Source organism: Niameybacter sp., from assembly GCF_036655075.1.
GTDB lineage: Bacteria > Bacillota > Clostridia > Lachnospirales > Cellulosilyticaceae > Holtiella.
Genome location: NZ_JAVVQU010000046.1, coordinates 2,183 through 20,029, shown reverse-complemented (window position 1 = coordinate 20,029; position 17,847 = coordinate 2,183). Strand labels below are relative to the sequence as shown.

The following is a 17,847-nucleotide window of genomic DNA, read 5'->3' as shown; positions in this document are numbered from 1 at the left end:
ATTAAAACTCATTTATTAGAATTAGAAAAACGAGCTTGCCATTAGGCATGGATAGGAACGTAGTAAGCTAATAAGGGCTAGTGCTTAAACAAGGACAATGGGGTGCAGTCTGAGAGTAAACATAAGATGAATTTGATGCAGAGCGTACTCAAAGGTAAATACAAGATAGATCTGATACAGAGTGTAATCCAAGGTAAATACAAGATAAACAGATAGGGTAGGTGCACAGTATGTACCTACCCTATTATAATGCATGCATATTTCAGCTTAACTGAAGAAAGTTTGAATGTTAAAAAATAAAAATATATCGTTTTTCGATATAAATATATTGAAAATGGTTTTAAGATGTTTTATAATCGTCATGAGGTGATCATATGAAAAATGATAATTTAAGTAGATTTTTATACGGATTATGTGTAGTAGGACTTGTAGTTTTATCAGTTACCATTGTAGGTCTTCCATGGATTGTGAATTGGCTAGTCAGTAGAGTAAATTCTTATAGTGAAACACATACGATGAGGTTGTTGATGTTGCTTTATACAACAGGGATTCCAGCTTGGATTGTCCTGTGGCAAACGAAAGATTTGGCACACAATATTATCTTGCGCAAACCATTTTCTAGAGAGAGTAAGAAAAATTTAAAGGTGATTAGCTTATGTGCCTTCTTTATCTTCGTAGCATATAGCCTAGCAAGCTTATTCATTCCTATCACAGTGAGCATCATTGTAATTATAGGCGGTGCTTTTATGGTAGCTTTAATAGGTGCTATTCTTTATAAACTGGTAGATGTAGCCATAGAGATTCAGGAAGAAAATGAACTTACAATATAGAAGAGGTGATACACATGGCTATTATCGTTAACTTAGATGTAATGCTTGCTAAAAGAAAAATGAGTATGAATGAACTTTCAGAGAAGGTAGGTATAACACTCGCCAACTTATCTATTCTTAAAAATAATAAAGGTAAGGCGATAAGGTTCTCCACTTTAGATGCCATTTGCCAAGTACTAGAATGCCAACCAGGAGATTTATTAGAATATCAAGAAGAGGAGTAAATAAATTATGAAAAAATATAGAGTACCCATTATACTTGCAATCCTTGATTTAATAGGGATTATAACTTTTAACTTAAATTCAAGGGTTTTAGAAAATGGTATGTTACAGGAACCATTTTATCTTGTTCCTATTTGTATCGTATTAACCATGTTAGTGATTGTGACAGCAGGGGTGACCATGATACGTACTCATTCCAACAAAAGCATAGAAAAACATTCATAAAAATAGAGGGATGTTTACGTGAAATAGGGATGCCTTATGTCTCTACCTTGGACTGAACTATTGTAATATAGATTATTAGATTGGAAAGCTGGAACTTAGCAAGAGACAAAGCCAATAGATTGCTCCAACAGGAGGTAAACCATGAAACACAAAATACTCGGTAGCATCATTTTTGTAACCAGTCTTATAAGTCTAATCATATCCATGAAACTCTTCTGGAATATGGGTATCTTTGTAGACGAATACAACCTATCCCCAGACATCGTTTACGGTGGCAATCTCTGGCTCACCATGAGTTGGCTCCGTATGGGCCTCCTCCTCATAGCCACAGTAGCTTCAGGGATTAGTTTGGTGAAATGCTCTGTTAGTAGACGAAAATGAGGATATTGATATACCTTTCTATTTGATATACGGGGATTAATAAATAGTTATTTCTCTACTCGAAACACCCCTAGTATTCTTATCAAATACTAGGGGTGTTTTATCTGTAGCTATATCCTCAACATTGTCTAACACAACCAAGAAACTAAAAGCCTAACTACAAAAGTTTCTACGCCTTCACAAGCACCTCTTCAACTTCCACTACATACATCACATGATAATCCTTGTTAGGGTACCACTTCTCATCCAAACCATCTTCAATGAAACACTCGGGCTTAAATTCCTGAGCATAAAGTTTTTTACACACAAGCACTAAGTTAGCTTCTTCAAAATAAGGTGTTTCACCTGCATGAGCAAGGGTCAAACCAGCTTTTGCAATCTTATCTTCATCTCTACCAGATACTTTACCCAGGTAACCTAACTCTTTTTTGAAGCTTTCAGGATAGAAAGAAAGAGAAAATCTGTCAGAAGCATCGATAAAAGTTTTGGTGTAGCGTTGTGGACGGATTACAACGTAGGCTACATTTTTACCCCACATCACCCCAAGGCCACCCCAAGAGGCTGTCATGGTATTGGCTTTGCCATCAGCTTCAGCGGTTACGAGCATCCAATCCTTACCGATGAGTTGAAAAGGATTTTTTTCTAAAGCTTCAGGTTGGATAGATATAAATGAGTTCATATGAACATCTCCTTTTAATTTACATAGTAGTGTGATATAAATAATTATAATACGATAGTACTACACTTATGTATAAAAATATAGAAAGAGGTAAAAGTATGGAAGGCATTTTAGATATGGTACAAACGCTGATTGCAGTATTAGTAGCCATTACACTACATGAATTTGCCCATGGATATGTTTCTTATAAAATGGGGGACCCTACGCCCAAACAGATGGGCAGACTTTCTTTAAATCCTTTTAAACATTTAGATTTTTTAGGGACGATTTGCTTAATGGTTGTACACTTCGGATGGGCTAAGCCCGTACAAGTAAATCCATACTATTACAAGAATCGTAAAAAAGGCATGGTGCTTGTAGCACTGGGTGGTCCTGTGATGAATTTTATCATTGCACTTTTAAGCATATTTGTGATGGGGATTATTCTCAAATTTACAGGTGGACAAGTGACGGTAGGGCTTATGGGCGATATTATTGTTTTTGTTTATGGGCTAATGCAGACAATGGCCATTATAAATTTAAGTTTAGGTGTATTTAACTTGATTCCCATTCCTCCTTTAGATGGATCCAAAATTTTAGGTGCGATCTTACCAGAAGACAAATACTTTGGATATATGAAGTATGAGCGTTATGGGTACTTCGTACTCCTCGTTATATTATCTTTTAATGTATTGCGTACGCCTTTAAATATGATGATAAGTAGTATGTATGAAGGCGTATGGTTTGTGGTCAGTTTACTTTTACAATTATAAAGAAAAAAATTTTAGGAGCATAAATATTGGACATTATATCCATAATAACTGAGTACGTGTCAAAACAACTTAGTTAAAGGAGGACTTAACCTATGCCCAAAATTAGTTGCACGGTTGAATCATGCCATTATAACAGTGGAAGGATTTGTCAAGCAGAAACACTCCATGTGGGAGGTCAAGGCGCATCTATTACAGAGGCAACTTATTGCGAATCCTACACCAACAAGCACAATGCACACAATGCGGTAGAGCAAGTCGCCCCATCAGGACAAACCTGTAAGATTTGTTGTGACGTCAATACTTGTGCTAACAATAGAGACTGTCTATGTTCTCTAGAAGCAATTGAAGTAAGTAGCTTAGAGCAAGTAAACAATTACGCACATACTGATTGTTTGAGTTTTGAGTGTCGTAGTTACTAGTTGTTTGACGAAGAGATGTTTTCTAAACATCTCTTTTTTTACGATCTTTTTACGATCTTTTTACGAATTTTTAAGAATTTTTATAAATTTTTATAATCTTTTTATGACCTTTTATGATTTTATTAGCGTTTTTAGCAATTTATTGTCAAATTCAATTGACTAATTTTTGCGATAATTATAAAATGTGATAAGACGTTAGTTTCTTTTAATAGGGGGATATATGAAAAAGTTATTAGACGCATTACAACAAGGAATTTGCATTATTAATCAAAAGAGGATCATTTGTTATACAAATCCTGTATTTTTAGATTTATTGGGATACAGGGGATGTGAGTTAATAGATGAGCCGATTGATGAGTTGGCTTTATTTAAGGAAAAAGAAGATCTAGTGATGTTTAGAGCTAAAAAAGGTGATTATCAAAAATTAAAAGTTAAATGCTTAGAACAAACTTTTGAAGAAGAGGTATTCAAATGCATTTTAGTAGAATCCTATACAGAAAAAGAAGAGAAAGAAATTGAGCAAGAGGAGTTGGAATATGAGAAGGGACTACAGCTAGGTGTATTGAAAAAGGAGTTCTTTGCCAATGTGTCACATGAATTTAAAACACCTTTAAATATCATCCTTGCCATGATGCAACTTATGGATAAAAATAATGAAGATGGCACATTAGTATATCAAGAAGGATATAATTTAAATAAATATATAAAAGTAGTCAAACAAAATGCCTATAGATTGCTAAGATTGGTCAATAACTTGATAGATATGACCCGTATAGGCGCTGGCTATTATCCAGTCAAATTTGAGAATCATAACATTATTCAGGTTGTTGAAGAGATTACCATGTCTGTAGCAGAATATATACAGGGAAAGGGTATTGAGCTCATTTTTGATACAGAGGAAGAAGAAGTCTTCTTAGCTTGTGATCCAGAAAAGATAGAGCGTATTATGCTCAACCTCCTTTCAAATGCTGTAAAGTATATGGGTCCGCCAGAAGAAAGAGATCATATTCTAAGAATTAGCGTAGAGATTGAAGTGAATGAAGAAAGTGTCTGTATCTATGTGAAGGATAATGGTATGGGTATACAGGAGGATAAGATACAGAGTATCTTTGAACGTTTTGTCCAAGTGGAAGATAATTTGACTGCTAGAACAGATGGAAGTGGTATAGGGTTAGCCTTGGTGAAGTCTCTTATAGAGCTGCATGATGGGCATATAGCTGTGCAAAGTGAAGAAGGTGTAGGCTCTACCTTTTACTTTACATTGCCTATCAGGCAAGTGGAAGCGGTACACAATGTGATTCAACGCACAACGCATAATCAAATTGAAAAATGTAGTATTGAGTTCTCAGATGTCTATGATAGGCTAATCTAAGTGCGTAAAACTTTTTTCAAAGTAATCATCTAGCCTTACAGCTTATGGAGGTTCTCGGGAGCGCCACACACCAAAAGGGACTGTAAAACTAGGATCAAATCTCTAGTGTTACAGTCCCTTTTTAATATATTTTCCTAAGGCCGTCAGCCAAGAGGTTGAAGCCAAGTACAGCTAGCGTAATCATGACTCCTGGAATGATAGCTAGGTAAGGTGCTTGAAGCATATAGGGCTGAGCCTCACCAAGCATTTTCCCCCAGCTAGCAAGAGGGGGTTGAAGTCCTAGCCCTAAGTAGCTTAGCCCTGCTTCAGACAAAATAGCAGAAGCGAAGGAAAGTGCTGCTGTGATGTAGATGTTAGAGGAGAGGTTGGGCAAGATGTGTACAAACATAATGCGCCAATTAGGTAAGCCTATGGCTACTCCTGCTTCTACAAAAGTAGTACTACGATATTGTAAGTACCCACTTCTTACCACGCGAGTGAAGCGGGGTACATTCATCAAGCTTAAGGCTAAGATAATCATAACTACATTAGAACCCCATAGGGAGATGAGCATCAAGGCAAGTAAGGTACCAGGGAATGCCATCTTGACTTCAATGAATTTCATGATGAAGCGATCTACCCATCCACCAAAGTAGCCTGCAAGTATGCCAAGTAGTCCACCTAAGACTAGGGCCAAGGTAACAGTGCAAAGCCCAATAACTAATACAAGCCTAGAGCCGGCCATGATACGACTAAGTACATCTCGACCAAACTGGTCAGTACCCAAAAGGTGAGTAAGAGAAGGTGCTTGAAGCTTGGCGGTAATCTCCATAGCATTAGGGTCATAAGGGGTGTAGAAGAAGCTAAGAAGTGCCATAAAGACGATGAGGCCAATAAGGCTTAGACCTACAACAAGTTCTAGATTTAATTTTTTGGCATGCATATTAATTTCCTCCTGCTACACGAATACGTGGGTCAATGATGCTGTATAAAATATCCACAATGAAGTTGAATACGACCACAATAATCCCCAAATAAAGCACAAGGGCTTGGATAAGTGGGAGGTCCCGGCTATTAATGGCAGTAATGATTAAATTGCCAAGGCCTGGGAGGTTGAAGACATTTTCAGTAATAATGCTACCACCTAATATATCAATCACTAGCATCCCAAGTATTGTAACGGTTGGAATGAGGGCGTTTTTAAAAACGTGTTGTGTCAAGACCGTGCGTTCTGAAAGCCCCTTGCCCCGAGCTGTTTGCACATAGAGCTTAGGCATTTCATCTAGCATGGCAGTCTTGAGGTAACGAATGAGTACGGCAGAAGTTCCTAGGGCAATGGAAAGGGAAGGTAGAAAGAGACTACCAAGCCACCCCATTGGATTGTCAGTAAAGGCGACATAGCCACCACTTGGGAAGGCACCTAGAGTGACAGAGAAAAGGAGCACAAGTAAGATACCCATCCAAAAAGAAGGAATGGCGATGCCAAGTTGAGAAAGTATAGAGACTACTTTGCCTGTGTATTGGTCATGATGCACGATGAATAGACCTACAGGTAACCCAATTAGGACGGTTAAGGTAAGTGACATAAGGGCTAAGGAGCCTGTTACAGGAATACGTGCAAGTAATAAGTCACTAACGGGCATGTGGAAACGAATGGATTCGCCTAAGTTTCCTTGTAAGGTATTCATCATCCAATCTATGTAGCGTGTTAGAAGAGGTGCATCTAAGTTGAGTGATTGTCTCATAGCTTCTAGTTGGAAGGGGTCTGCATCAGGGCCCAGTATAATAGAAGCTGGGTCCCCTGGCAGTATTTGAAATACCCCAAATGTTACAATAGAGATGAGAAAAAGTGTTACAAGTAAAGAACAAAATTTCTTAATATAAAAAGTCATTTCATCACCTTTTTTTATTCCCCTACGTAGTAAAGTTTCGTTGCATCAAAGTAAGGTGCAGGGTAAGGGGCATAACCTTTAAGATTTGGCTTGGAAGCCATGATTAAGTGTGGATCCATAATAAACACTGCGACAGCCTCATCAGCAAGGAACTGTTGTGCTTGCTTGTAGATATCAGCACGTTTGTTAGGATCTGTTTCATGAATGCCGTCTGTAATAAGTGTATCATAGGCCTCGTTTTTGAAGTGATAGAAGTTTTTCGCATACGCACTTTGGAAACGCACAAAAATTTCGTGAGGGTCAAGCTTACCTGCTAACCCAATGATGGTTGTATCGTGAGTGCCACCACTATAAACAGTTTCTAACCATTGGCCCCATTCAATGAGCTCAATATTTAAGGTAATGCCTACTTGACTTAACATATCGGCAAGGACTTGAGCTGTATCGATATGTGTTTGGTAGTTAGAAGGTACTTTAATGGTTGTTTCAAACCCATTGGCGTAACCCGCTTGTGCTAAAAGTTGTTTAGCTAACTCTGGGTTGTAGGGGTAAGGGTCATTAGCACTTAAGTCGTTGAACCAAAAGCCCATTACCGGACTGGCATTGGTGTAGAGTTTGCTACCATAACCACCTACAACACCGTCTATAATTAAGTCTTTGTTAATGGCGTAGTTGATAGCTTGACGTACTTTTAAGTTGTCAAAAGGTGCTATCGCATGGTTAAATGCAAAAATTTGCACCATGTTTTGAGGGAAAGATGAAATTTCAAAGTCTTTTTCTACTGCAGGTACGCTCATAGAAAGTACTTGAGCAATGTCTAGGTCACCAGCTTTAAGAGCCATAACAATGCTGCTTTCATCTGTCATAATGCGGAAATTTATTTCATTGATAGTTGCCATGCGGTTGCTATCATAATAAGTGTCGTTACGTTTAAGGGCAATGCTTTGACCTGGTGTATAACTTACAAAAGCAAAAGGACCTGTACCGATTGGTGATCTAGATTGGTCAGCATAATCTGCTGGAATAACAGGTTCGATTAAAGTGCTTAAGAAAGCCGCATCAGGTTGGGTTAAAGTGAAGGTTAAAGTATCTTCATCTACAGCTTCAATAGAAGATACAGATTGGAACTTAGATGAAAGAGGTTGTTCACCATTGATCCCTGAAAGGCGTGTGTAAGAATAAATCACATCTTCCATAGTCATAGGCTCCCCGTTGTGGAACGTCACATCTGTTCGAATGTCAAAGGTGTAGTTTAGACCATCATCACTTACCTTGTAGTCAGAAGCCAGTTGAGGTAGGAATTCACCCTTTTCATCAAAGCGAATGAGTCCTTCAAAGACGTTGTTCATGACTGCCTCTGTGTCGGCTGCTGCACTTAAGTGAGGGTCTAAGTTGTCAGGTTCAGATGGCATGGTTGTACGCACAATACCACCTACTTGCTTTTCACCAGTTGGAGCCACTTGGTCTCCACTAGCATTGTTTGTACATCCTACTGCTAAGACCATAGCGAAAGAAAGTGCCAAAGCTAAAAATTTTTTCATAAAAATTGCCTCCTTGTACAATACACACATACTTAATAAGTAGGTTGCGCTTGTTATAGTGTTTCAATACCTCTTTATTATAAGAAAAGAGTAGGAAATACACAAGATTTTCTTAAAGTGTAACCATTTTCTGGAAAATGAATAGGATAATAGTAATTAGATTATAAAGGAGAGGCGGTAAGGGATGAATGAACAATTAGGTTTAATTGCAGTATTAGGGATAAGCTATTTGCTTCTCAACCAAGGTAATGGATGTGGATGTAGAGGGGAAAAGGAACAAGGGTATAAGCAATTTAAAAGTGAACTTTATAACATTACGTTCAAATATCCAGCAGCTTGGACCAAAAATCCCAATTATGAAGAACGTTATGACGGATCAGAAGGTTTTGTAGAAATCGGTGAAATAGAAGCCTTCAATAGACCTATTGATACTGTTGCAAAACAAGAAATTAGTATACCTATCAAGCCTTATGGAACCAAACCCAAAATTATGGAGTTAGAGTTAGATGGTGAACCAGCTAGAGTTATTGTACCTTCTGAAGATCAAAACAAAGTCTTTGACCGAGAACTCGCCATTATTGTAAAGAATAAAAAACCCGTCAAAGAAAATGGAGAGACCTACGACTATGCTATTATTTGGACAGATAAAGCAAATCTAGAGATGATACTTAACTCCTTTAAGTTTTTATAGTCAAGAAGTTGTAAAAAAAATCCTATAGACAAAGGTCCCTACGCTAAATGTAGTGGGCCTTTTAAGGTTATACTAAAAGTCATTATAGTATGAATTAATTTTAAAAAGTTAAATTTTTTAAAAAATATGTCTTGTTGATCTAGAAAATGGTAAGATAAATATAATAAAGAAATAAAAAGGAGTTAGAATATGAATCCATACGTACCCCCACAATTAGACTTGGTTGAGGAAGACCTTAAGTACCTAGAAGATGAAATGGTGATAGAAGAGAAGCATCTAAAAAATATTTATATTGAAGAACAACGTGGTAAAAACTTACTTTTTAAACACTGTATTTTGGAAAACATTACATTTAATGATAACCGATTTAAAAAAATTGAGTTTAACAATATTATTTTCAAGCGTTGCGACCTTTCCAATATGAACTTGGAAGATGCTATTTTTCACAAATGCAGTTTTGAAGAATGCAAATTGACAGGACTCAATATACCAGAAAGCTGTATTCAATATGTAAGCTTTGAGCGGTGTATGGGCGACTATATTGGCATAGGCTTTTCAAAGTTAAAGGAAGTGAACTTTAAGGACTGTAGCTTTAAGTTTGGTTACTTAGGTGAGTGTAAGTTCAATAAGGTAGACTTTGAAGGGTGTGACTTAACTGGGACTGAGTTTGCAGGCACCAATCTGAAAGGATTGGATTTTACGACTTGCCAAATTGAAGGACTTAAAGTAAAGCTTGGGGAGCTTAGTGGACTGAAAGTAACAGAACCACAGGCCTTAAACTTTGCTAAAATGTTAGGACTTAGAATAGAAGGGATGGAATAAGATGAGCAAATTATTTTATACAGAAACAAGAAGACGTTTAGGGGAACAACTAGAAGAGGGTAGCTTAACTTTACTCTTTTCAGGAAATGCGCCTAAAAAAAGTGCAGATGAACAATACCCATTCACAACCAATCGTCACTTTTACTACTTATGTGGCATCAAAGAAGAAGGTGTGATTCTTGGTTTGATGAAGGTTAAAGAAGAACTTAAACCTATTTTATTTATTAAGAAAGCTGACCCAGTGATGGAAAAGTGGGTAGGCAAAACCACTACAAAAGAAGAAGCACAAGCTATTTCAGGCATAGAAGCCATCCATTACTTAGATGAATTTGAAGGTGTTCTTCACCATGCCATCGTAACAGGTGAAGTGGACAAGCTGTACTTAGACTTTGAAATGGATGGATTTAAGAGTACATTGACTCATGAACAAAACTTTGCTAACACTTGTAAAGAGCACTATCCATTTGTACAGTTCAAAAATGTGCATCAACTCATTTCTAACTTACGCATGATTAAGGCAGAACATGAAATGAGTAAGCTTAAAGAAGCCATTCAAGTAACAGATGAAGGGATTCAAGCGCTTATGAAAAATGCTAAAAGTGGGATTATGGAATATGCACTTGAAGCACACTTTGACTTTGTGCTTAAGACACATGGGATAGAAGACTACGCATTTAAAACCATTGCAGCTTCAGGGGTAAATGGAACAATTCTTCACTACTCAAGCAACAATAGTATCATTCCGAAAGATAGCCTTATTCTTTTTGATTTAGGCGCACAATATGAATATTACAATGCAGACATTACAAGAACTTTCCCAGTGGAAGGCAAGTTTACCGAAAGACAAAAGCTCTTCTACAACATTGTACTGAGAGCCAACGAAGAAGTTATTCAAATGATTAAGCCAGGTATCCCATTTGCAGCACTCAATGAGCGTGTAAGAGAAATCTACTTCGAAGAACTTGAGCCACTAGGACTTGTAGACACTATGGAAGATGTGAGCAAATACTACTATCACGGTGTAAGTCACTTCTTAGGCTTAGATACCCATGACGTAGGTAGCCGCAAAGTCATACTAGAAGAAGGCATGGTACTCACCGTAGAGCCAGGACTCTACATCGAAGACGAAGCCATCGGTATTCGTATCGAAGATGACATTCTCGTAACAGCAACAGGTGCCGAAAACCTTTCAGAAGCCATCATTAAAACAGTGGAAGATATTGAGGCGTTCATGGCATAAGGCAATTCACTCACTTATTTATTGAGTTAAAATAGAGGAGAAAGAAATAATGATACAATCGATAGTGCACATTGCTTTAGTAGTAGAAGATTATGATAACGCAATTGATTTCTATACAAATAAACTTCACTTTACATTAGTTGAAGATACTTACCAAGCAGAGCAGGATAAAAGATGGGTAGTTGTATCTCCACCAAGTTCTAATGGAACGACAATACTACTTGCAAAAGCTTCAAAATCTGAACAAGTTCCTTTTATTGGTAATCAAGCAGGTGGCAGGGTATTTCTGTTTTTAGGAACGGATGACTTTTGGCGTGATTTTAATGAAATGAAGGAAATGGGCATAGAATTTGTGAGAGAACCTAAAAAGCAGGAGTATGGGACAGTAGCTGTTTTTAAAGACTTGTATGGAAACCTATGGGATTTAGTGGAATTCGATGAAAATCATCCTATGTTTAAAAGGGTGAAATAGGGAATACACTTAACCTAATACTTGGGAAAAGTAAGCAATAAAAAGAGGGCGACTACACTCAGCTGTAGCCACCCTCTTTTTGCGTTTTATGCATTTCAAACTTACTGAACAGTAGCGATAATTGTCTCGGGATTGATTAGCAGCTCTACACCTTTGGGAAGTTGAAGGTCGCTTACAAAGATTTTTGCACCACGTTCCATTTCTCCAGTGTTTACAACAAAGGCTTCTGGGAGAATATCTACGCACCCTTTAACAGGAATACGAGATATGGCTTTTTCTAAGAGGTATTTTTTACTGCGTAAGTGTTCTATGCCTTCGTAGCTCATAGGAATACTCATCTTAATGTGTTCACCTGGTTTAACAAATTGGAAATCCACGTGAATAATGGTGGTATGTAAACGGTCAGTTTGGAAATCGCGTAAGACGCAATTATAAGTTTCGCCGTCTAGTTCTAATGAGAAGGTCATAGTACTTGTGTCATTGATCATGCTTTGCAAAGCGGTAAATGGTATTTGAATTGGAATAGATGTTTTCAAAGATTGACCGTACATAATACCAGGGACAAGACCTTTGGTTCTCAGGTTGAGTAAACTTTGATTAAGCGTACGTGGCATAACTTTAAAGATTTTTTGTGGCATGCAGACATCCCCCTTACTTTTCGATGGTATACAAGATACTTTTGTAAAATACCTGTACTCTATATGTACGAGTTATAGAGAGAAAATATGCCAAAATTTATAGACTAAAAAAGTAAGTCAGTAGACCAATGATAAGCATATGTACAGGATAAAAAATATAGAAGAAAGACTTAGGTAGTCTAATCTTAAAGTCTGGTATCCAGTATACTAGGGCAATAGCAAGGACTGCAGGAAGTTGAATGCCAATCATAAAGGTTGCAGCATCGTAGAAGAACATCAGATAGTATAAGATGGTCAACATAGCAAAACCGAGAGTGTACATAAAAAGGCCACGAAGTTTGTGACAGTTAGGAGAAAGAATAAAGTTATAAAAAAGTAAGATAGTTAAGATCCCATAGATACCATAATCAGCAACAGTGCTAAGTAATAAAAGGGTGAAGCAGATGATGATTTTTTTCAACGTTCCCACATGCTCAAGGTGAGTAATGACATACAAAAAGCAGAGTGCTAACAAAAAGGTCACACCAATATTCCAATGCGCAATTAAAATAAGGCCTCTTGATTCAAATAAGGCTTCTTTGAAGTCTTTGCCATAGCCTAAAAGGACAAAAGGAATTTGAGCCATTAGAGTCATGGTGGCAATATTTTTCATATACAGTTTTAAGTCATGTGTGTAGTGGAAGCCACAAGCTAACTTATAAGCAAAAAGGGGCATGGAAAGGCGGCCTACCATGCGACATATGAGATAGAGCGTAGAATAAGAAGGCAAAAAGGCAAGTGCAAGGTGGTCAACAACCATTAAAAGCATAGCAATTATTTTTAACATATAAAACTCCTTAATTTAAAACTTTGTCCTATTGTAACATATTATAAAAGAAGTGAAAGTAGAATGATAAAATGCATAAGAATAATAATGAAAATGGCTTAATTTCTTTTGTGCACCTACAACCATCCTGCACGGTTTTTATGTTTAATGGAATTACATATGCCTCCTTTTTGTTGTGAATAGGCCATGATATAGTGTAAAATAAATAGTGTAAAACAGACTCAAGATAAATGACTAAAATCAAATAAACTAAAGAAAAAGAGGGGCATAAACTATGAAAGAACTATGGGAACTGTTTATAGTATTTATGAGAATGGGTGCCTTTACCTTTGGGGGTGGGTATGCCATGTTGCCTATTATCCAGCAGGAAATTGTGGAAAAAAGAGGTTGGGCAACAAATGAAGAAGTGATGGATTACTATGCCATTGGGCAAATGACACCAGGGATTATTGCAGTCAATACAGCTACCTTTATTGGGTATAAGCTACGAGGTGTAGTAGGCGGTATAGTAGCTACAGCGGGGATGGTAGCACCGTCACTTGTTATTATTACAATTATTGCAGCGTTCTTTAAGAACTTTGCTCACTATCCCCTTGTGCAGCATGCTTTTGGTGGGATTCGATTAGTTGTTATTGCATTAATTATTCAAACGGTATATAGCATGGCTAAGAAAACGGTTAAAGACAAAATAACGATTGCTTTATTTGTGGTCGGATTCATCCTCTTAGTGCTGACACCACTTTCGCCAGTATGGATTATCGTTTGTGCTGCCCTTATCGGGTTACTTGTAAGTCGTAAGAAGGGGGTAGCGTAAATGTTAATCTATATGCAGCTCTTTTTTGAGTTTTTTAGAATTGGTCTTTTTGCATTAGGTGGAGGATTGGCTACCATACCTTTTTTAGAGCAACTTATTGATAAATATGGATGGATTACTTCAGCTGATTTGCTTGATTTAATTGCTATTGCAGAGTCTACACCAGGTCCTATAGGTGTCAATGCAGCAACTTATGTTGGGTTTCATGTGGAGGGACTTTTAGGAAGCTTGATAGCAGTGCTAGGTCTTGTGACACCATCTGTTATTATTATTATTATCATTGCCCATTTCTTTGCAAAGTTTAAAGATCAAAAGTGGGTGCAAGATAGTTTTTATGGCATTCGACCTGTTGTAGCAGGGCTTATTGGTGCCGCAGGATTTAACGTGGCAAGGATGGCTATTGTCAACCTAGAAACAGTCGTAGTATGTGGGGCTTTCTTACTTGTCATGAGCAAGTGGAAGAAACACCCTATTGTATATATTGCTTTAGGCGCACTTGTAGGTGTGGTTTTGAAGTTGTAAGGAGGAAACAGTATTAAAAGAATTATTGGTATACGCACCTTAAAGACAGGCATAGGTGCTGTTATAACGCTTATGATAGCTAATTGGCTGGGGCTTCAATATGCTTCAGCTGCAGCAGTTATTACTATTTTGAGCATTCAAAGTACGAAAAAGCAATCAGTAGAAATGGCAATTAAGCGTCTTATTGCCAGTATTGTGGCACTTATTTTGGCTACACTTGTGTTTAATGGAATAGGCTTTTATCCCTTAAGTTTTGGGGTGTTTTTAATTCTGTTTATTCCTATTGCTGCAAAGGGAAATATGGTAGAGGGCATTGTGCCAGCGGCAGTTTTGGTCACTCATCTTTTAGGTGAAGGCAACATTACGATGGCCTTATTGTTTAATGAAGTTGAGCTTGTGGTAGTAGGGGTTGTTGTAGCCCTTTTGATTAATCTCTATATGCCAAGTATGGAAAAAGATATTATGAAATGCAGGCATAACATTGAAAAAACTATGCATCACATTTTTATTGAAATGACACAAGCACTTCGAAACGAAAGTTTGCAAGTGGATAAAGTGATGCTAAAGGTGTTAGAAAGCTATATTGAAGAGGGACAAGAGGCAGCGTTTCGGTATGCGAATAATTATATCTTCACCAAACATTCTCCTTTTGGTCAATACTTCATTATGCGCAACAAGCAGTTTCAAGTGATGCGCCATATGAATGAGCATTTTACTAAGTTCTTTATGACCTTTGAGCAGACAGAAGTTGTAGCACGGTTTACAGAAGAAGTTGCAGAAAGTATACATGGAGAAAGGTCAGCCAAAATGCTTTTAGAGCAACTTGCAAAGCTTAGAGAAGTCTTTCGGGCATCTAGTTTGCCTAAGACCCGTGAGGAATTTGAAAATCGTGCCATGCTTTATCAGTACTTAAACGATATTGAGCATTTCTTAGAAATCAAACAAAGCTTTAGAGAAAGTTTGACAGAAGAAGAGTTTGAAGAATATAAAAAGGGGTATGCTGCACTCTATTTCAAGAGGTAGCATACCTTTTTTGTGGAGCGCACAATGTTCAGATGATTTCTAAGAAACCTATGACCCTATTGATTAAAGTGTAAAAATTCACTACAATAACAGTAAGCAAGTCAAACAAACTTCAAAGGAGGAAAAAGTGAAGTATTTATTAATTTATTTACTGGCAATCAATTTTGTAGGTTTTATCGTCATGTATAGTGATAAAAAACGTGCAATAAAGAAAAAATATCGTATTCCAGAGAAAACACTTTTCCTGGTTGCATTAGTTGGTGGAAGTTTGGGGACAACATTGGGGATGGAGACATTTAGACACAAGACCAAGCATTGGTACTTCAAATGGGGAATGCCTACCATTTTAGGACTACAAATCATCATACTTGTGCTTGTTATGAAATAGAGATAGGAGCATACCATGCATTTAAGGGACTTTATGAAGTTGAAAAATTGGGTTGTAATAGGGGATGTAGATAATCCACTTAAGTATGCGAACCAAATCCGTAATGAGTTGAAGGAGAAGGGTTACAAAGTATACAGTGTACATCCTCAAGGGACAGGATTTACTTACAAGAGCTTAAAGGATATTAAAGGGGAAATAGACGTAGTAGATTTATGTATCAATCCAGTGGATGGACTCGATTACATCAAGGAAATCATAGAGATGGGTATCAAGTATGTATTGATTCAGCCGGGTGCAGGGAGTGAAAAGATTATTGCTTTTTTGAACCAAAATCAAGTAGTAGTTCTAGAAGGCTGTGCGTTAGTGGGGATTAGATTGTATTAAGACTTAGAAATCAAGTGTATTAAAGGTAAAATTGAATCACATATAAAATGGGAGTATATTAAAATATATAACCGTGTAGCATGATGCTATTCATATTAATAAGAAAAGAGGATGAGAATGAAAAGTTCATTTTATATGCCTACCAAAGTAATAATAGGTGAAAATTGTATAGAAGCTAATAGTCACTTGTTACAAGGAATGGGTACAAAAGCACTTATTGTAACAGGCAGACGCTCAGCTAAGCTCAATGGTTCAGAGCGTGATGTGGAAGCTGCGTTGCGCAAAGAACAAATTGACTATGTACGCTTTGACCAAATAGAGGAAAATCCATCCTTGGAAACTGTAGAAAAGGCAAGGGACTTTGGCAAGAGTGCGGGTGTTGATTTTGTCATTGGTATAGGTGGTGGCTCTCCTATAGATGCAGCAAAAGCGATTGCAGTAATGCTCAAGCATACAAAGCTTACTGGGGATACACTTATTGGGAAAAGCCTAGATGCAGTACCCGTTGTAGCCGTACCAACTACAGCAGGGACAGGCACAGAGGTCACTCAATATGCTATCGTCACAGATCACAAAGCCCAAACAAAGAAGAATATCGGGCATACAGTATTTCCACACATTGCATTTTTAGATGCCAAATACATGATGGATATGCCAAGTGATATTACGATTCAAACAGCAGTTGATGCGTTAAGTCATTTGGTGGAGAGCTATTTGAATGTGCGAAGTAACCCGATGAGCGAAGTGTTTGTAGAAAAAGGCTTAGCTTACTGGGGAGAGTGTGTAGACAATCTTCTGGGTGGATTCTTTACTTACCAAAGTCGCAAAGACTTGATGATGGCATCTATGTATGGTGGAATGGCCATTGCTCAAACAGGAACCAGCTTGCCACATGGTATGGGTTATGCCCTTACTTATCACAAAGGCGTACCTCATGGCCTTGCCAACGGTACGCTTTATGTGGAATACCTCAGATGCTTTAAAGACCAAGCTAAAGTGCAAAAGCTACACAAGCTTATAGGTGTGAAGTCTCACGAAGAATTAGAAAAAATCTTAACAGCTCTTTGCTTCACCAACATCCAAGTAACAGAATCAGAGCTTAAACAATATACCGAAGAGATGTGTGCTAACAAAGCTAAACTTCAAAATCATCCAGAAGTGATAGGGTTTGAAGAGGTATACAAAATTTATGCAGGAAGTTTACTACTAGTCAAAGATATTTAATTGAACTAAAAAAATCCTAGGGAGAATCTCTAGGATTTTTTTGTTTTGCAGAATGAAAAGAGAATAGTTCATTTTTAAGGCTTTAGCTGATTTTAGAGTGCTTTAATTTAAGGTACTATTGGGGTGGGTGGGCATTCGTTAGCTAATACTCTGTAGAATAAGACCACGAGTTGTTTGCGACACGCGCAGGCGCATCCAACAGTGGTGATGGAGTCAATCTGGATGCATACTTTAGGATTTTGAATTGATAGTAAGAACTCGGTAAGAAGTGCTTGTAGGTCAGCACATGTACAGATACAGAATGTTTTTGCTTGTAACATGGTATTACCTCCTATTTATTTTGTTTTGGGTAGGGATATCCCTAATTTTATAGTAACAATCCCTCAGTTTTGCATAATGGAGTGGTTAGCGCCATAAGGCTAAAAGAGACAGATTGTAGCTAACGATGCAATTCAAAGGCTAATAGACTAAGCGGAATATGGAGTCATAGGGTATAATTTCATAGTCTCCC

The 17,847-nt window shown here is 37.5% G+C and carries 24 protein-coding genes; 17 read left to right on the top strand and 7 right to left on the bottom strand.

Annotated features, from left to right (window positions below):
• Positions 1-374: 374 nt before the first annotated feature.
• The 4 genes from RRY75_RS11655 to RRY75_RS11640 all read left to right on the top strand — a co-directional run bounded on the left by RRY75_RS11655 (position 375) and on the right by RRY75_RS11640 (position 1,658).
• Positions 375-830: a DUF2975 domain-containing protein gene (locus RRY75_RS11655; RefSeq protein ID WP_332716860.1), complete on the top strand. Its 456-nt coding sequence runs from the start codon at positions 375-377 to the stop codon at positions 828-830.
• Between the two features lie 14 nt (positions 831-844).
• A complete protein-coding gene (locus RRY75_RS11650; protein ID WP_332493641.1) occupies positions 845-1,054 on the top strand; it encodes a helix-turn-helix domain-containing protein in 210 nt (69 codons plus the stop codon).
• Between the two features lie 7 nt (positions 1,055-1,061).
• Entirely contained in the window at positions 1,062-1,277 is a 216-nt protein-coding gene (locus RRY75_RS11645) for a DUF3955 domain-containing protein (RefSeq protein WP_332493642.1), read from the top strand.
• 141 nt (positions 1,278-1,418) lie between these two features.
• Positions 1,419-1,658, top strand: a complete 240-nt coding sequence (locus RRY75_RS11640; RefSeq protein ID WP_332493643.1) for a hypothetical protein — start codon at positions 1,419-1,421, stop codon at positions 1,656-1,658.
• 169 nt (positions 1,659-1,827) lie between these two features.
• Here RRY75_RS11640 and RRY75_RS11635 read toward each other — a convergent pair whose 3' ends face one another.
• The gene (locus RRY75_RS11635; protein WP_332527285.1) at positions 1,828-2,337 is read right to left on the bottom strand and encodes a flavin reductase; all 510 of its coding nucleotides are present in this window, start codon (positions 2,335-2,337) and stop codon (positions 1,828-1,830) included.
• A 98-nt stretch (positions 2,338-2,435) separates the two neighbouring features.
• Here RRY75_RS11635 and RRY75_RS11630 point away from each other — a divergent pair, with 98 nt between their 5' ends.
• The 3 genes from RRY75_RS11630 (at position 2,436) to RRY75_RS11620 (ending at position 4,880) form a co-directional block, all read left to right on the top strand.
• The gene (locus RRY75_RS11630; RefSeq protein WP_332493645.1) at positions 2,436-3,089 is read left to right on the top strand and encodes a site-2 protease family protein; all 654 of its coding nucleotides are present in this window, start codon (positions 2,436-2,438) and stop codon (positions 3,087-3,089) included.
• A 92-nt stretch (positions 3,090-3,181) separates the two neighbouring features.
• The gene (locus RRY75_RS11625; RefSeq protein ID WP_332493646.1) at positions 3,182-3,508 is read left to right on the top strand and encodes a DUF1540 domain-containing protein; all 327 of its coding nucleotides are present in this window, start codon (positions 3,182-3,184) and stop codon (positions 3,506-3,508) included.
• Between the two features lie 220 nt (positions 3,509-3,728).
• Positions 3,729-4,880, top strand: a complete 1,152-nt coding sequence (locus RRY75_RS11620) for a sensor histidine kinase (RefSeq protein ID WP_332493647.1) — start codon at positions 3,729-3,731, stop codon at positions 4,878-4,880.
• A 121-nt stretch (positions 4,881-5,001) separates the two neighbouring features.
• Here the strand turns inward: RRY75_RS11620 and RRY75_RS11615 are convergent, their stop codons facing one another.
• The 3 genes from RRY75_RS11615 to RRY75_RS11605 are packed head-to-tail and all read right to left on the bottom strand — an operon-like array spanning position 5,002 to position 8,292.
• Positions 5,002-5,802 carry an ABC transporter permease gene (locus RRY75_RS11615; RefSeq protein ID WP_332493649.1) on the bottom strand — a complete coding sequence of 267 codons (801 nt, stop codon included), beginning with the start codon at positions 5,800-5,802 and terminating at the stop codon, positions 5,002-5,004.
• Position 5,803: 1 nt separating this feature from the next.
• Entirely contained in the window at positions 5,804-6,751 is a 948-nt protein-coding gene (locus tag RRY75_RS11610; RefSeq protein WP_332493651.1) for an ABC transporter permease, read from the bottom strand.
• 14 nt (positions 6,752-6,765) lie between these two features.
• Positions 6,766-8,292, bottom strand: coding sequence for an ABC transporter substrate-binding protein (locus RRY75_RS11605; protein WP_332527287.1), 1,527 nt, complete (start codon positions 8,290-8,292; stop codon positions 6,766-6,768).
• A 184-nt stretch (positions 8,293-8,476) separates the two neighbouring features.
• On the opposite strand from RRY75_RS11605, the gene RRY75_RS11600 reads away from it, so the two are divergent.
• The 4 genes from RRY75_RS11600 (at position 8,477) to RRY75_RS11585 (ending at position 11,517) form a co-directional block, all read left to right on the top strand.
• Positions 8,477-8,983 carry a hypothetical protein gene (locus RRY75_RS11600; RefSeq protein ID WP_332493654.1) on the top strand — a complete coding sequence of 169 codons (507 nt, stop codon included), beginning with the start codon at positions 8,477-8,479 and terminating at the stop codon, positions 8,981-8,983.
• A 189-nt stretch (positions 8,984-9,172) separates the two neighbouring features.
• Entirely contained in the window at positions 9,173-9,805 is a 633-nt protein-coding gene (locus tag RRY75_RS11595) for a pentapeptide repeat-containing protein (protein ID WP_332527288.1), read from the top strand.
• Between the two features lies 1 nt (position 9,806).
• The gene (locus tag RRY75_RS11590; protein WP_332527289.1) at positions 9,807-11,045 is read left to right on the top strand and encodes an aminopeptidase P family protein; all 1,239 of its coding nucleotides are present in this window, start codon (positions 9,807-9,809) and stop codon (positions 11,043-11,045) included.
• 49 nt (positions 11,046-11,094) lie between these two features.
• Positions 11,095-11,517, top strand: coding sequence for a VOC family protein (locus tag RRY75_RS11585; RefSeq protein WP_332493658.1), 423 nt, complete (start codon positions 11,095-11,097; stop codon positions 11,515-11,517).
• A 101-nt stretch (positions 11,518-11,618) separates the two neighbouring features.
• Here the strand turns inward: RRY75_RS11585 and RRY75_RS11580 are convergent, their stop codons facing one another.
• On the bottom strand, positions 11,619-12,155 hold the full coding sequence (locus tag RRY75_RS11580; RefSeq protein ID WP_332493660.1) for a 50S ribosomal protein L25: 537 nt from the start codon (positions 12,153-12,155) through the stop codon (positions 11,619-11,621).
• Positions 12,156-12,252: 97 nt separating this feature from the next.
• Entirely contained in the window at positions 12,253-12,981 is a 729-nt protein-coding gene (locus tag RRY75_RS11575) for a TraX family protein (protein WP_332716850.1), read from the bottom strand.
• A gap of 274 nt (positions 12,982-13,255) precedes the next feature.
• Between RRY75_RS11575 and RRY75_RS11570 the strand changes: the two genes are divergently transcribed.
• The 6 genes from RRY75_RS11570 (at position 13,256) to RRY75_RS11545 (ending at position 17,336) form a co-directional block, all read left to right on the top strand.
• The gene (locus tag RRY75_RS11570; protein WP_332493662.1) at positions 13,256-13,795 is read left to right on the top strand and encodes a chromate transporter; all 540 of its coding nucleotides are present in this window, start codon (positions 13,256-13,258) and stop codon (positions 13,793-13,795) included.
• Complete coding sequence (locus RRY75_RS11565) at positions 13,796-14,317, top strand: chromate transporter (RefSeq protein WP_332493664.1); 522 nt, start codon at positions 13,796-13,798, stop codon at positions 14,315-14,317.
• Between the two features lie 12 nt (positions 14,318-14,329).
• Positions 14,330-15,340 carry an aromatic acid exporter family protein gene (locus RRY75_RS11560; protein WP_332716863.1) on the top strand — a complete coding sequence of 337 codons (1,011 nt, stop codon included), beginning with the start codon at positions 14,330-14,332 and terminating at the stop codon, positions 15,338-15,340.
• Positions 15,341-15,467: 127 nt separating this feature from the next.
• On the top strand, positions 15,468-15,728 hold the full coding sequence (locus RRY75_RS11555; RefSeq protein ID WP_332493666.1) for a DUF1294 domain-containing protein: 261 nt from the start codon (positions 15,468-15,470) through the stop codon (positions 15,726-15,728).
• A gap of 15 nt (positions 15,729-15,743) precedes the next feature.
• Positions 15,744-16,112 carry a CoA-binding protein gene (locus RRY75_RS11550; protein WP_332493667.1) on the top strand — a complete coding sequence of 123 codons (369 nt, stop codon included), beginning with the start codon at positions 15,744-15,746 and terminating at the stop codon, positions 16,110-16,112.
• A gap of 117 nt (positions 16,113-16,229) precedes the next feature.
• The gene (locus RRY75_RS11545; RefSeq protein WP_332493668.1) at positions 16,230-17,336 is read left to right on the top strand and encodes an iron-containing alcohol dehydrogenase family protein; all 1,107 of its coding nucleotides are present in this window, start codon (positions 16,230-16,232) and stop codon (positions 17,334-17,336) included.
• Between the two features lie 107 nt (positions 17,337-17,443).
• Here RRY75_RS11545 and RRY75_RS11540 read toward each other — a convergent pair whose 3' ends face one another.
• Positions 17,444-17,656 (bottom strand): hypothetical protein, encoded by a 213-nt coding sequence (locus tag RRY75_RS11540; protein ID WP_332716845.1) that lies wholly within the window; start codon positions 17,654-17,656, stop codon positions 17,444-17,446.
• Positions 17,657-17,847: the final 191 nt, after the last annotated feature.